The 13,664-nt window shown below is 50.4% G+C and carries 21 protein-coding genes; 1 reads left to right on the top strand and 20 read right to left on the bottom strand.

The annotated features are described in order from the left end of the window. Window positions 1-7: 7 nt before the first annotated feature. The 3 genes from ABJU74_RS10290 to rpsM all read right to left on the bottom strand — a co-directional run bounded on the left by ABJU74_RS10290 (window position 8) and on the right by rpsM (window position 1,983). Entirely contained in the window at window positions 8-1,066 is a 1,059-nt protein-coding gene (locus tag ABJU74_RS10290) for a DNA-directed RNA polymerase subunit alpha (RefSeq protein ID WP_108810491.1), read from the bottom strand. 104 nt (window positions 1,067-1,170) lie between these two features. Beyond that, window positions 1,171-1,560: a 30S ribosomal protein S11 gene (rpsK, locus tag ABJU74_RS10295; protein ID WP_067198370.1), complete on the bottom strand. Its 390-nt coding sequence runs from the start codon at window positions 1,558-1,560 to the stop codon at window positions 1,171-1,173. Window positions 1,561-1,614: 54 nt separating this feature from the next. Beyond that, complete coding sequence (gene rpsM, locus ABJU74_RS10300) at window positions 1,615-1,983, bottom strand: 30S ribosomal protein S13 (RefSeq protein ID WP_348384130.1); 369 nt, start codon at window positions 1,981-1,983, stop codon at window positions 1,615-1,617. A 279-nt stretch (window positions 1,984-2,262) separates the two neighbouring features. On the opposite strand from rpsM, the gene ABJU74_RS10305 reads away from it, so the two are divergent. Continuing rightward, window positions 2,263-3,729, top strand: a complete 1,467-nt coding sequence (locus ABJU74_RS10305; protein ID WP_348384131.1) for an H-type lectin domain-containing protein — start codon at window positions 2,263-2,265, stop codon at window positions 3,727-3,729. 9 nt (window positions 3,730-3,738) lie between these two features. On the opposite strand, the gene gdhA is transcribed toward ABJU74_RS10305, so the two are convergent. From gdhA to rplP, 17 genes are all read right to left on the bottom strand, one after another. Beyond that, entirely contained in the window at window positions 3,739-5,094 is a 1,356-nt protein-coding gene (gdhA, locus tag ABJU74_RS10310) for an NADP-specific glutamate dehydrogenase (protein WP_348384132.1), read from the bottom strand. A gap of 132 nt (window positions 5,095-5,226) precedes the next feature. Then, on the bottom strand, window positions 5,227-5,826 hold the full coding sequence (locus ABJU74_RS10315) for an SRPBCC family protein (protein WP_348384133.1): 600 nt from the start codon (window positions 5,824-5,826) through the stop codon (window positions 5,227-5,229). Window positions 5,827-5,906: 80 nt separating this feature from the next. Beyond that, the gene (locus ABJU74_RS10320; protein WP_348384134.1) at window positions 5,907-6,557 is read right to left on the bottom strand and encodes an adenylate kinase; all 651 of its coding nucleotides are present in this window, start codon (window positions 6,555-6,557) and stop codon (window positions 5,907-5,909) included. Between the two features lie 43 nt (window positions 6,558-6,600). After that, the gene (gene secY / locus ABJU74_RS10325) at window positions 6,601-7,974 is read right to left on the bottom strand and encodes a preprotein translocase subunit SecY (protein WP_348384135.1); all 1,374 of its coding nucleotides are present in this window, start codon (window positions 7,972-7,974) and stop codon (window positions 6,601-6,603) included. 183 nt (window positions 7,975-8,157) lie between these two features. Then, window positions 8,158-8,712 carry a 50S ribosomal protein L15 gene (gene rplO / locus ABJU74_RS10330; protein WP_348384136.1) on the bottom strand — a complete coding sequence of 185 codons (555 nt, stop codon included), beginning with the start codon at window positions 8,710-8,712 and terminating at the stop codon, window positions 8,158-8,160. Window positions 8,713-8,756: 44 nt separating this feature from the next. Further along, the gene (gene rpmD / locus ABJU74_RS10335; protein ID WP_348384137.1) at window positions 8,757-8,936 is read right to left on the bottom strand and encodes a 50S ribosomal protein L30; all 180 of its coding nucleotides are present in this window, start codon (window positions 8,934-8,936) and stop codon (window positions 8,757-8,759) included. Between the two features lie 6 nt (window positions 8,937-8,942). Then, window positions 8,943-9,671, bottom strand: coding sequence for a 30S ribosomal protein S5 (gene rpsE / locus ABJU74_RS10340; protein ID WP_348384138.1), 729 nt, complete (start codon window positions 9,669-9,671; stop codon window positions 8,943-8,945). 2 nt (window positions 9,672-9,673) lie between these two features. After that, window positions 9,674-10,027 carry a 50S ribosomal protein L18 gene (gene rplR, locus ABJU74_RS10345; RefSeq protein WP_348384139.1) on the bottom strand — a complete coding sequence of 118 codons (354 nt, stop codon included), beginning with the start codon at window positions 10,025-10,027 and terminating at the stop codon, window positions 9,674-9,676. 3 nt (window positions 10,028-10,030) lie between these two features. Continuing rightward, a complete protein-coding gene (gene rplF / locus ABJU74_RS10350; protein WP_348384140.1) occupies window positions 10,031-10,564 on the bottom strand; it encodes a 50S ribosomal protein L6 in 534 nt (177 codons plus the stop codon). A 2-nt stretch (window positions 10,565-10,566) separates the two neighbouring features. Next, window positions 10,567-10,962 carry a 30S ribosomal protein S8 gene (rpsH, locus tag ABJU74_RS10355; protein WP_348384141.1) on the bottom strand — a complete coding sequence of 132 codons (396 nt, stop codon included), beginning with the start codon at window positions 10,960-10,962 and terminating at the stop codon, window positions 10,567-10,569. A gap of 12 nt (window positions 10,963-10,974) precedes the next feature. Continuing rightward, on the bottom strand, window positions 10,975-11,280 hold the full coding sequence (gene rpsN / locus ABJU74_RS10360) for a 30S ribosomal protein S14 (RefSeq protein ID WP_108810506.1): 306 nt from the start codon (window positions 11,278-11,280) through the stop codon (window positions 10,975-10,977). Between the two features lie 69 nt (window positions 11,281-11,349). Then, window positions 11,350-11,925 carry a 50S ribosomal protein L5 gene (gene rplE / locus ABJU74_RS10365; RefSeq protein ID WP_348384142.1) on the bottom strand — a complete coding sequence of 192 codons (576 nt, stop codon included), beginning with the start codon at window positions 11,923-11,925 and terminating at the stop codon, window positions 11,350-11,352. Continuing rightward, window positions 11,918-12,238, bottom strand: coding sequence for a 50S ribosomal protein L24 (gene rplX / locus ABJU74_RS10370; RefSeq protein WP_348384143.1), 321 nt, complete (start codon window positions 12,236-12,238; stop codon window positions 11,918-11,920). The genes rplE and rplX overlap by 8 nt, the downstream gene beginning before the upstream one ends. Window positions 12,239-12,240: 2 nt before the next feature. After that, a complete protein-coding gene (rplN, locus tag ABJU74_RS10375; protein ID WP_207987484.1) occupies window positions 12,241-12,609 on the bottom strand; it encodes a 50S ribosomal protein L14 in 369 nt (122 codons plus the stop codon). Between the two features lie 61 nt (window positions 12,610-12,670). Continuing rightward, window positions 12,671-12,982 (bottom strand): 30S ribosomal protein S17, encoded by a 312-nt coding sequence (gene rpsQ / locus ABJU74_RS10380; protein ID WP_348384144.1) that lies wholly within the window; start codon window positions 12,980-12,982, stop codon window positions 12,671-12,673. Window positions 12,983-12,991: 9 nt separating this feature from the next. Further along, window positions 12,992-13,204, bottom strand: a complete 213-nt coding sequence (gene rpmC, locus ABJU74_RS10385; protein ID WP_348384145.1) for a 50S ribosomal protein L29 — start codon at window positions 13,202-13,204, stop codon at window positions 12,992-12,994. Window positions 13,205-13,208: 4 nt separating this feature from the next. Next, window positions 13,209-13,640, bottom strand: a complete 432-nt coding sequence (gene rplP / locus ABJU74_RS10390; protein ID WP_207987482.1) for a 50S ribosomal protein L16 — start codon at window positions 13,638-13,640, stop codon at window positions 13,209-13,211. Window positions 13,641-13,664 lie beyond the last annotated feature (24 nt).

Here is a 13,664-nt window from a genome sequence, read left to right on the forward strand (position 1 = left end):
AACCCGTTTAGCCCAAAAGCTCTTGCTCAAGCTTTTTGGCCATTTCTTCGATATTCTCAGGCGGCCATCCAGGGATGTCCATACCAAGACGCAGACCCATGCTGGAGAGCACTTCTTTGATTTCGTTCAAAGATTTGCGACCAAAATTTGGTGTCCGCAGCATTTCGGCTTCGGTTTTTTGCACCAGATCGCCAATATAAATAATATTGTCGTTCTTGAGGCAGTTTGCCGAACGGACCGAAAGTTCCAATTCGTCGACCTTTTTGAGAAGGTAGCGATTGAGCTGATTGGCGTCGCTTTCCTGCTGGCTTTGCGCCGCTGCCATGCCGATGGGCGATGACACGCTTTCCAAAGCTTCTTCAAAGTGAACGAACAGTTGCAACTGATCTTGAAGAATGCGCGCTGCATAAGCAATGGCATCTTCTGGAGTCACGGTGCCGTCCGTATCAATGGTCAAGTTGAGCTTATCAAAGTCAAGTTCTTGACCTACGCGGGCATTGTCAACTTTGTAAGAAACCTGACGGATTGGCGAATAAAGCGAATCCACCGGGATCAAACCGATTGGTGCATCAGCCGGACGGTTAGCAACCGCGGGAACATAGCCTTTGCCGACGTTAACGGTCAGCTCCATGTTGAAGGACGCGCCTTCATCGAGATGACAGATAACCAGATCTGGGTTCATCACTTCAATATCGCCGGACACTGCGATGTCGCCTGCTGTTACTTCTGCAGGACCGGTCGCAGAAAGTTGCAGACGTTTGGCGTCTTCACCTTCCATTTTCAAAGCGATCTGTTTGACGTTCAAGACAATATCAGTGACATCTTCCCGAACACCTGGAAGCGACGAAAATTCATGCAATGCGTTTTCAATCTTGATTGAAGTAACCGCAGCACCTTGCAACGATGACAGCAAAACACGGCGCAGCGCGTTACCAATGGTCAAGCCAAAGCCGCGCTCAAGAGGTTCCGCTACAAAAGTAGCTTTACGCTTGGGATCACCACCGGATTTTATATCGAGAACGTTGGGCTTCTTCAGTTCTTGCCAGTTCTTCATATTGACAGTCATGGACTTCCCCTAGTGAGTTCAAAGAGTGGGTTGGACCGTTACCACTCTGAATTACCAAAAAATTGGAAACTACCGGCCGGATAGTTCCCGTAAACTTGAACGCCTTAAACGCGACGGCGTTTAGACGGACGAACACCATTATGTGGGATCGGCGTAACATCGCGGATCGAAGTAATGGTAAAACCGACCGCCTGCAGCGCGCGAAGAGCAGATTCCCGACCTGAGCCCGGTCCCTTCACTTCCACTTCCAAAGTGCGAACACCGTGGTCAGCTGCTTTCTTGCCAGCGTCTTCCGCTGCAACCTGTGCCGCATAGGGCGTAGATTTACGAGAGCCTTTAAAACCCATCATGCCCGCAGAGGACCAGCTAATCGCATTGCCCTGTGCATCAGTGATGGTGACCATCGTGTTGTTAAATGTGGCGTTGACGTGCGCGACGCCTGCCGAAATATTTTTGCGCGCGCTTTTCTTTATGCGCTGCGGTTCGCGTGCCATGTGATCAATTCCTACCTAATATCCAGAAGAGACAAATCCCGATCGGGGATTGTCTTATTTTTTCTTACCAGCAATCGCCTTTGGCTTACCTTTTCGGGTCCGCGCATTGGTATGCGTACGTTGTCCACGAACCGGCAGTCCTTTACGATGGCGAAGGCCGCGATAGCAGGCCAAATCCATCAGACGCTTGATGTTCATTGCGTTTTCACGACGCAAGTCGCCTTCAACAGTCAAATCCGCATCAATAGTCTCGCGAATCTGCAAAACTTCTTGATCGGATAGGTCCTGCACCCGACGGGCTGGGTCAATTTTCAATTTTTCAACAATTTCAGCCGCTTTCGTGCGTCCGATACCGTGAATATAGGTAAGCGAGATAATTACGCGCTTGTTAGTTGGGATATTTACCCCGGCAATACGTGCCAATATTTTTCTCCTGCTCCACAGAGATCGATTCGCCGACCTCTATCTCATCGCTAAGCTGTTAAAATCACACCCAAAACGCACAAAACCAGCGGACGCCACGAAAGCGTTGCCGGTCAAGTTGAATTTCGAATAAAGTCCAATTAGGGAGAGTCGCTTGCCGTGTCAATAGCAGCTTACGCCTGACGTGCAGCGCGATTGGCTTAGAATCGATTTAGATGAATTTACAATAACCGACCAAAATTCAAAAAAACATTAACGCAATGCTGATATTAAGGGGGGATGTGGGAAACAAAGTCGACCAATGCGTGGCCAGCGCAAATGGTATCGATGCTCGTTGCATTCGGTATGCTGCTTGCTTTGTCTGCGCCCGCTTTTGCCGGTCGCATCGAAGCTGGTAGCTTTACCGCCCATGATACGTTCGTAAATGGCAATACGGTTCGAGTGAATTTCCAGCAAACATTTGATACCATCCCGGTTGTGGTCGCGTTGGCCGACCAAAATGGTAACAATTCAGCCTCTATTCGCATCACCAATATATCGACAACCGGCTTCGATGAATTGATATTGGAACCGGATAATTGGGACGGGCGCCATATCGTCCAAAATGTCCACTATATCGCGGTAGAACCGGGGCGACACGTCCTTCCCGATGGACGGATAATTGAAGCGGGGCGACTTAATACAGCGGCTACACAATTTGGATCTGGCTTTACCGGAGGCACTGCGAGCTGGACGACAGTGAGCTTTTCATCCCCATTGCCTGTAACGCCCAGCGTGATCAGCCAGATTCAAACCGCAAATAGCGAAACACGCACCGTCGCCACGCAATCCTCGCGTCCGCACATCACAGCGATCACACAAGGTTTAGGCCTCTCTGGCTTTCAAGTGGCATTGGAGCGCAGCCAAGCAAATAGCGGCCCCTTTCCATCATCAGAGACAGTGGGTTGGATCGCCTTTCCCGGGAACTTAAACGGAAGCTTTCCTGATATTGCGAACAGCAATGTCACCTGGAGTACAGTTAACACAGCAGCCAATATCAGAGGATGGGACAATGGATGTTTCACCAATAGCTTCGGTCAAAATAGCGGCAGTCGCATTGTCGTAGCCAAGAAGACAAGCCGAAATAATGCCGATGGAGGATGGCTGCGCCGATGCAGTCTATCCAGCACGACAATTGGGCTCCGTGTGGATGAAGATCGCGATCAGGACAATGAACGCAGTGTTGCAGCAGGTGATTCAGAAACAGCGTCCATTATCGCCTTCTCGCGCAATTTCCATGCTAATCTGGAGCCCGATATTTCCGTATCCAAAACCAGTGTTTCTTTTGCGGACACATTGGGTAGCGGCTTTGCTTTGCCGGGCGCCACAGTTGAATATCTGATCACTGTCCAAAATAATGGCAATGCGCCGCCCAATTACGACAGTATCGTGATCACCGAACTATTGCCGCCCGAACTCGATTTTATTGTTGCCGATTTTGGCGCGCCTGGAAGCGGCCCCTTTGCTTTCCAGGACGGATCCCCGGCGTCGGGCCTGAGCTGTCCTTTTATCAGTTTGGGGAGCATGACCGATTGCTATTCATTCTCAATCGACGGAGCAAATTTTGATTATGTGCCGAGTGATAGCGGAGATGGGACTGACGAAATGGTTACCCATATCCGCATCACACCGACAAGCTTTATGGCTCCCAATACCGGGAGCGGCGCAACTTCGTTCGCGCTCCGTTTTAAAGGAAGGATCGACTAAACAGTCCGATCAAACCACACCATATGCGAGCATGGCATCAGCCACTTTTTTGAAGCCCGCAATATTCGCGCCTTTGACATAATCGACATAGCCATCGCCTTGATCGCCATATTCGACGCATTGGCTATGAATGCCTTCCATCAGCTCGGTGAGCATCGTTCCTAAACGTTCATGGTTCCAACTGATGCGTTCTGCATTTTGACTCATTTCCAATCCGGAAACAGCAACGCCACCAGCATTAGCCGCTTTGCCCGGTCCATACATAATTTTGGCGTCGTGGAATATGTGCACGCCCTCCAATGTAGTCGGCATATTCGCGCCTTCCGAGACCGCTTGCACGCCGTTGGAGACCAGCATTTTCGCTTCCTCTTCATTCAGTTCATTTTGCGTTGCACATGGCAGAGCCAGATCGCATGCGACGCTCCAAGGACGTTGTCCTTCGTGGAAACTCGCCCCCTTAAACTCTTCAACATATTCGGACATACGGCCGCGGCGATGAGTCTTATGATCTTTAACCCAATCAATTTTCTCTTGGGTAAATCCATCAGGATCATGCACAAAACCGCCACTGTCTGATAATGTCAGAACCTTGCCGCCTTGCAGGGTGATTTGTTCAGCCGCGTGGGTTGCCACATTTCCAGATCCAGAAATTACTGCTGTTTTGCCTTCGATAGAATCTTTCTTATGAGCCAGCATATTTTGCATGAAGTAGACCGCGCCATAGCCGGTTGCTTCGGGCCGCATTTCACTGCCACCATATTCCCGGCCTTTGCCGGTAAGGACACCCTCCCAACGATTGGTAATGCGCTTATATTGGCCGAACATATAGCCGATTTCGCGGCCACCCACGCCAATATCACCGGCAGGAACATCCGTATCCGGACCAATATGGCGATAGAGCTCGGTCATGAATGATTGGCAAAAGCGCATCACTTCGGCGTCTGATTTGCCTTTCGGATTAAAATTGGCACCGCCTTTGCCGCCTCCCATAGGAAGGCCAGTCAGTGAATTTTTGAATGTTTGTTCAAAAGCGAGGAACTTCAACACGCTTTCGGTCACGCTTGGGTGAAATCGGATGCCGCCTTTATAGGGTCCAATTGCATTGTTGTTTTGCACCCGCCAACCGCGTTGCACACGGATATTGTGATTATCATCTTCCCAACAGACGCGAAACGATACCACCCGATCCGGTTCGGCAATACGCCGCAAGATTTGAGCCGCGTGATATTCTTCTTTGTCATCAATGAAACCGTAAATATCCTGGGCGACTTCCTGTACCGCCTGAATAAATTCAGTTTGTCCGGGATTGCGTTTTTTTACGCCCTCCATGAATGTTGGAAAATCTACATGATCTGAAACGGCCATCGTCTTACTCCCCCTAAAGGTAATTATCTGCGCGCCCGTTTATCAACCGCAATGCCCTCGAATCGCAATTGTTTATAGAACCATATTAAGAGCAATTTATCCGTGAGGTAAAGCGTTGTTATTCTGACCTATTCATTCTGCATCATCGGATTGATCATCATCACTTTCCGGTTCAGTTTCCGGTTCCGGTGGCGGTGCAAAAAGAGCCGACAAACGGGTCAATTGCTCGCCAATCACATTATCAACCGCCGGTGCAATTTGTTCAATCGGAAGCTCCATATAGCCACCAACCTTATATACGAATGATACGGCGGTCTTGTCGCCATCAGGCTGTAAACCAATTGTCAGCGTTCCGATCACCGCCTCGCCTTGCAGCGGTCCCAAAGCACCTGATAGGCGCAACGCTTTATTATTCTCTGCAAATATCACCCGCATATGTTGGACACTGCCTTGCGCGGACTTGATATTTTCTTCATCGGTCGTCCGGAGCAATTCACAAAAACAGCCGCCGGCTTGCGGAACCAGGTAGAAATTATCAGCATTGCCAGAAAAGCTATGATCCCCGTTCCACCAACGGGCTGGCGCGATCAGTGTTTTCCAGACCTCCTCAGACGATCCGTTGACCAATTCGATATGTTTGACAGTAAAACCATTGTCGGCGGTATTGCTGACTTCGGCTTGTGCAGGATAGGCACCTAAAATAGCGGCCATAGTGATAATGAATCGGAACAATGAAAGTCTCCCCTGTTGGGAAGGGAGACTAATGCTCGCTCTGGATGCTGGCAATGGTTATCCGCGCCGGCCTTGGTAATTTAATCGAGAGCCAGAACAGCCTCTATTGCTGCGCTCACTGCCTCCATACTGCCCATCCCATCTACTTTGGTTACGACACCGCGTTGTTCATAGATAGGCAAGATCGGTTGCGTTTTTGCGCGATATTCGCCCATACGGGTCCGAACCGTTTCTTCCGTATCATCCGGGCGCCGCTTAAATTCTGTGCTGCCGCATATGTCGCAGACGCCTTCTTTGGCAGGCTGTTTAAAGCTATCATGATAGCCTTCGCCGCAATTGCCGCAGGTAAAGCGTCCGGTTATCCGTTCGACAAGCGCTTCTACATCAACTTCCAATTCGATCACGTGATGCAATTTGCGACCACGGGCAGTCAGAATATCATCGAGAGAATGAACCTGCGCTTCAGTGCGCGGATAGCCATCGAAAATGACACTTTGATCGGGACCCAATTCATCCAATTTGTCGCCAATGATTCCAGACACCACTTCATCGGGAACCAATTCACCGGCATCCATCAGCGATTTTGCCTTCAGGCCCACTTCTGTCCCCGCTTTTACGGCAGCGCGGAGCATGTCACCGGTGGAAAGTTGGACCATATCATGTGCGTCTTCAAGCAGACCGGCTTGCGTTCCTTTACCGGCGCCCGGTGGTCCCAACAGGATGATGTCCATAAGTTACTGTCCCCTATAACCTTTAAGTCCCGAAGCGAAGAAACTAGCGCTTGCGCCGTCCGCCCTTCAGTTTCGCTTTCTTCAACAAGTCCCCATATTGCAAAGCCATAAGATGACTTTGAATTTGAGTCACCGTATCAATCGTCACATTGACGATAATCAGCAAACTCGTTCCCCCAAGGAAGAAGAGCGGTAGGTTTGTTTGTGCCATGACATATTCCGGCAACACACAGACAAACGCCAAATAAGCGGCACCCACTACGGTGATCCGGGTCAACACATAGTCGAGATAGTCCGACGTGTTTTTACCGGGCCGGATACCGGGGACAAAGCCGCCATTTTTCTTCAAGTTATCGGCGGTTTCTTCCGGGTTGAAAACAACCGCTGTGTAGAAAAAACAAAAGAATATAATCCCTGCCGCATAAAGCGCCATATAGAGTGGCTGACCATGAGCAAGATATTGGTTCAACGTGATGATGAAATCACTGCCTGCGCTTTCGCCTGCCGTCGCATTGCCGGCAAATTGACTGACCGTCAGCGGCATCAACAATAGCGAGGATGCAAAAATCGGAGGAATAACGCCGGCTGTATTCACTTTCAAAGGCAAGTGACTGCGATCAGCTTGCATCACCCCATTTTGCGTGGCGCGCTTGGGATATTGGATCAGCACACGTCTTTGCGCGCGTTCCATGAAGCTAATGAACAAGACCAATCCCACGACCATCGCAATCAGTCCGACTATGGTCAGAGCGCCTACGGATCCGGTGCGACTGCCTTCCATCAGGTTGCTGACAAAAGTTGGCATTTGGGCAACAATACCCGCCATAATGATCAAAGAAATACCATTGCCGATACCGCGGCTGGTGATTTGCTCACCAAGCCACATCAGGAATAATGTGCCTCCGACCAGACTGATCACAGCCCCGACGCGGAAACCCATCCCCGGGTTCACAACAGCTTGGAGACCAGATTGCGACGCAAAACTTTCCAAGCCGACGGCAATGAAATAGCCCTGAATAGCGGTCAAACCTACAGTACCATAGCGTGTATATTGGTTCAGTTTTTTCCGCCCGGCCTCGCCGTCTTTCTTGATTGCGGCCAATGTTGGCGACAAGGCGGCTGCCAACTGCACGACAATCGATGCGGTAATATAGGGCATGACGCCAAGCGCAATCAGGCTCATGCGCTCGAGCGAGCCACCAGAAAATGTATTGAAAATATCCAGAACACCACCGCGTGTTTGATCATAAAGATCAGCGAGGACGACAGGGTCAACACCTGGAAGAGGGACGAAGCTCAGCAACCGGAATACCACCAAGGCACCCAGGGTAAACCAGATGCGCTTACGCAGTTCCGTTGCTTCTCCAAATTTTGCCAGGCTCAAATTTGCTGCGACCTGATCGGCTTTTGATGCCATGCTACTAGTTCCTTGCCCGCCATTCATGAAGGGAATTTGCCTTCAAATCAATGCATCGATCCCATATCGGATGTTGCTGCCCGAAAAACAAGGCTCTTGGACATTAAGCTGATACCGATAGGTGTAAAAAAGAAAAACCCCGCGTAAACTCATGAGCTTAGCGGGGTTTTAGATAGACTAAAATCAATCTTTCTTTTTGGCTCTATTCGCCGCTTTTTTCTCTTTAGCCGGCTTGGAAGCAACCGCTTTCTTTTCGCCTTTCGGACGATGCGCTGCTGGACCTGCCAAGATTTCTACTTTTCCGCCTGCTTTTTCAACAGCTTCAATCGCCGCTTTGGATGCGCCGGCAACCGCTATCGTGATTTTGGCTTTGAGTTCGCCTTTTGCAAGCAAACGAACGCCGTCTTTTCCGCCACGGGTAAGACCCACAGCATCGAGCGCCGCTTGATCCAAAGTGCCTTTATTCGCAAGCTTTTTGGAATCAATATATTTTTGGATCATGCCAATATTGACTTCAGCATAATCATTGCCAAACGGATTGTTGAAACCCCGTTTCGGGATCCGCATGTGAAGGGGCATTTGACCGCCTTCAAATCCATTGATCGACACACCGGAGCGTGACTTTTGGCCTTTTTGGCCGCGTCCACCGGTTTTGCCTTTGCCGGAACCAATCCCGCGGCCAACACGGGTACGCAATTTGCGCGCGCCGTCATTATCTCTAATTTCATTCAGTTTCATGTCGTGTACTCGCTTTCGCTTTGTTCGCACGGTAATTTTCGGAATTAACCGTCAACAACCTCTACAAGATGGTGCACCTTGCGGATCATACCGCGTACTTCTGGCGTATCTTCCAATTCAGATACGCGATGCATTTTGTTCAGGCCCAGACCAATCAACGTTTTCCGCTGGTCTTCTGGGCGACGGATTGGCGAACCAACCTGTTTGATTTTCACTTTAGCCATTATGCCTTACTCCGTAACCGCTGCCGCTTCGGCCTCAGCCTCCGCTTCAGAAGCGCCGCCGCGACCAAGCAAATCAGCCACTTTCTTACCGCGTCGTTGAGACACTGCTTTCGGGCTGGTTTGATCAGCAAGCGCAACAAAGGTGGCGCGGATCATGTTATAGGGGTTGGATGTTCCGTTGGACTTGGTCACCACATCGGCAACACCAAGACTTTCAAACACGGCACGCATTGGACCACCGGCGATGATACCGGTACCTGGAGGCGCCGAACGCAAGGTCACATTTCCCGCCCCAAATTGGCCTTTGCCGTCATGGTGCAAGGTCCGTCCTTCACGCAATGGAACGCGAACCATTTTCTTTTTCGCAGCAGCCGTTGCTTTGGTAATAGCTTCAGGCACTTCGCGCGCCTTGCCTTTACCGAAACCGGCGCGGCCTTTGCCATCGCCAACCACGACCAAGGCAGCAAAACCAAAGCGTTTACCGCCCTTCACTGTTTTCGAAACCCGGTTAATGTGAACCAGTTTCTCGATCAGCTCTTCACCGCCATCATTATTTCCACGTCCGCCGCGTCCACGACCACGACCACCATCACGTCCGCCGCGATTGCCGCCGTCGCGTCCGCCACGGTTACCGCCACGTCCTTGACGTTCGGGTTTCTTTTCTTCTCCTGCAGGCGCCGCTTCAGCTGGTGCTGCTGTGGGTGCGTCTTCGGATTTTTTTTCTTCTTCGGCCATGCTTAAAACTCCAATCCGCCTTCACGCGCTGCTTCAGCCAGAGCTTTCACACGTCCGTGATACAGGAAACCGCCGCGGTCAAAAATTACTTCGGTAACACCAGCTTTTTTGGCTGCTGCTGCAACCCGCTTGCCAACATCGGCAGCGGCCGCACTATCAGCGCCGGATTTTACCTTGGATGCTTTGTCAATTGTGGAAGCAGAAGCCACAGTCTTGCCTTCTGCATCGTCAATAATCTGCGCATAGATATGCCGGCCAGTACGGTGCACTGACAAACGAGGCTTTGTGAGCCCGCGCTTCCGCAGCTTGGTGCGAACGCGTTGCTGACGCCGTTTGAATAGAGAAATATTAGCCATGGCTTATTTCTTCTTCCCTTCTTTGCGATAAACATATTCACCGCGATATTTAATGCCTTTGCCTTTATAAGGCTCTGGCTTCCGCCAGCGCCGAATTTCTGCGGCAACCTGACCCACTTGTTGCTTGTCAATTCCCGAGATTTCGACCGTGGTCTGATCTGGAGTTTTGATCGTAATGCCTTCCGGGATTTCGAAATCCACATCATGACTGAAACCCAGCTGCAGATTCAAAGTCTTTCCTTTGACTGCAGCACGGTAACCAACGCCGTTTATTTCGAGTACCTTCGTGAAACCTTCGGTCACACCGTCGATAAGGTTTTGAACCAAGGTCCGCTGCATACCCCAATAGGCACGGGCGCGGCTGGTCTTATTTGCCGGCGTAACCAACAAACCACCATCGCTTAGCTCATAGGCCAAATCATCAACCATCGGGGTTGAAAGTTCGCCCTTGGGCCCTTTGACCTTGACCAAACCATCTTCCATGCTGGCGGTAACGCCGTCAGGAATGGCAACTGCTTTTTTTCCGATACGAGACATGATCAGAACACCTCTGCGAGTACTTCACCGCCAACATTTTGGCTGCGCGCTTCCGCGTCAGACAAAACACCTTTTGGCGTTGAAACGATTGTGATGCCCAGCCCGTTTCGTACCGTCGGCAATTCGCTAGAACCACTATAGATACGACGACCTGGTTTTGAAACGCGGGCCACGTGGCGAATAGCCGGCTCACCTTCAAAATATTTCAGTTCAATACGAAGACCCGGGTGCTTGCCCAATTCTTCTTCGCTATAACCGCGAATATAACCTTCGCGTTGCAGAACTTCGAGAACAGCGCCGCGCAATTTCGAAGCAGGTGAAACCACACTGTCTTTACGCGCTTGCTGTCCGTTACGGATACGGGTGAGCATATCACCCAAGGGATCGGTAAAAGCCATATTATCTTCCCTTTACCAGCTTGATTTCGTTACGCCGGGGATAAGGCCTTTATTGGCCATATCACGCAGCTCGATGCGGCAGAGACGGAACTTGCGGTAATAGCCGCGAGGACGCCCTGTTGTTTCGCAGCGGTTACGCACGCGGGTTGGATTACCATTGCGTGGAATTTCCGCCATTTTCAGACGCGCCATCAAACGCTCAGTCTCGTCAAGAGACTGATCATTGGCCATCGCCTTCAACTTCGCATAACGACCGGCATATTTCTTCACCAGCTTCTTGCGACGTTCGTTTTTATTAATGGAACTCAGTTTCGCCATGACTTAAGTTCTCTTCCTTTCTTGCGTATCCCGGCAACACGCCGCGATATAATGAATTCAAAATCAGCCTTATGCTGCTGCTTGCTCTTCTTCCTGCGGGAACGGGAACCCGAACAATTTCAAAAGCTCACGAGCTTCATCGTCCGTTTTCGCGCTTGTTGTCACGATAATGTCCATGCCGCGCACCACATCGATGTCGTCATAGGCAATTTCAGGAAAAATAATCTGTTCTTTAACGCCCATGGCAAAATTACCGCGGCCATCAAAGCTTTTCGGGTTCAATCCACGAAAGTCACGAATACGAGGCATAGCCACAGTAATCAGACGATCGAGAAATTCATACATCCGCTCTCGGCGCAATGTCACCTTACAACCAATCGGCATGCCTTCACGCAGCTTAAACGTTGCGATCGACGTTTTGGCACGGGTAATGACAGGTTTCTGACCAGCAATAAGCTCCATTTCAGCGGCAGCGATTGTGGTTTTCTTCTTGTCCTGACTACCTTCGCCAACACCCATGTTGATCACGATCTTGAGGATACGTGGTACTTCCATGTGATTGGAGTAGTTAAACTTTTCCTGCATGGCTTTGACGATTTCACCGTCATATTTTGTGCGCATGCGTGGCAAAACTTTATCAGCCATCGACTTTCTCCCCGGATTTCACAGCCACACGGACCATTTTACCGTCTTTCTCTTCAAAGCGTACCCGCGTTGGCTTGCCATCTTTCGGATCAGCCAAAGCGACTTTGCTGATGTGCATTGGCGCTTCACGCCGCTCCAAGCCACCTTGTGGATTTGCCTGGGTTGGCTTGCGATGACGCACAGCGATATTGGCACCGGCAACGATCAACTGACCGTCTTTCGGCATGACCTTTGTCACTTCACCGGATTTGCCTTTGTCTTTGCCGGACAGGACAACAACCGTGTCACCTTTTTTAATCTTTGCATTGGCCATGATTATAGCACCTCCGGCGCAAGGCTGATGATTTTCATATGCTTTTTGGCGCGCAATTCGCGAACCACAGGGCCAAAAATACGGGTGCCGATAGGCTCCTTGGCATTATTGACCAACACAGCAGCATTGGTGTCAAAGCGGATAACCGAACCGTCTTTGCGGCGGATATCTTTACGGGTACGAACAATAACAGCCCGGTGAACATCACCTTTTTTGACTTTACCGCGCGGCGCAGCTTCTTTGATCGACACAACAATAATGTCGCCAACGCCAGCGAACCGGCGCTTGGAACCGCCCAGCACCTTGATACACTGCACGCGTTTGGCTCCGCTATTATCAGCGACCTCCAAGTTCGATTGCATCTGGATCATGGATCCATTTCCTTCTTCATTCCGCTCTAAATCATCAGAGCACAGTTAAACTTCGATAGCTTCAGCTTTCGGCTTTGACTTCGCCTTCATCTTCAGCAGTAATTTCCGCTACCTTAGGTGTTGCAGGAGCCGCTGCTGCGCCTACCCGTTCCAACACTTTCCAAGTTTTCAACTTGGAAATCGGCTTGGTTTCTTCAATGCGCACCGTTTCACCCGTGCTCATTTCATTCTTTTCATCATGCGCATGATATTTTTTAGAACGCCGCATAATTTTTCCGTAAAGCGGATGCTTCACTTTGCGTTCCACATTGACGACAACAGTCTTGTCGCCTTTGTCTGACACTACCGTGCCGGTGAGAATACGTTTTGGCATATCGGTTCCTTACGCCTTTTCTGCAACAGCGGCTTTTGCCCGCTCGTTTTGCAGGGTTTTAATCTTCGCTATCGTGCGGCGCACTTCGCGCATCCGACTTGGCTTTTCTAGCTGATTGGTTGCAGCCTGAAACCGCAAGTTAAACGCCTCGCGCTTCAAATCACCCAGATCACTTTCAAGCTGATCGTCGGTTTTGGTCCGCAAATCTTCTGTCTTGCTCATGTCCTTAACCTTCCAAATGTGACGTATCGCCTAAGCGAGCCACAACTTTTGTCTTGATCGGAAGCTTCATCGCCGCGCGCTCGAAAGCCACCGCAGCAATTGGCCCGGGAACGCCATCCAGTTCGAACATGATCCGACCCGGCTTAACCCGGCAGGCCCAATATTCAACAGAACCCTTACCTTTACCCTGACGCACTTCTGCAGGCTTCTTCGAAACCGGCACATCGGGGAAAATTCGGATCCACAAACGACCTTGCCGTTTGATATGACGTGTGATCGCACGGCGAGCCGCTTCGATTTGGCGCGCGGTAATCCGCTCTGGCTCCATGGCTTTCAGACCGTAAGAACCGAAGTTCAGCGTCGTGCCGCCTGGCGCCTTTCCTTTAATCCGGCCCTTATGAGCCTTCCGGAATTTTGTTTTCTTTGGTTGCAGCATGATGCTTTACCTATTCCCTAAAAA

It is taken from the genome of Parasphingorhabdus sp., assembly GCF_039982415.1.
In the GTDB taxonomy this organism is placed as follows: domain Bacteria; phylum Pseudomonadota; class Alphaproteobacteria; order Sphingomonadales; family Sphingomonadaceae; genus Parasphingorhabdus.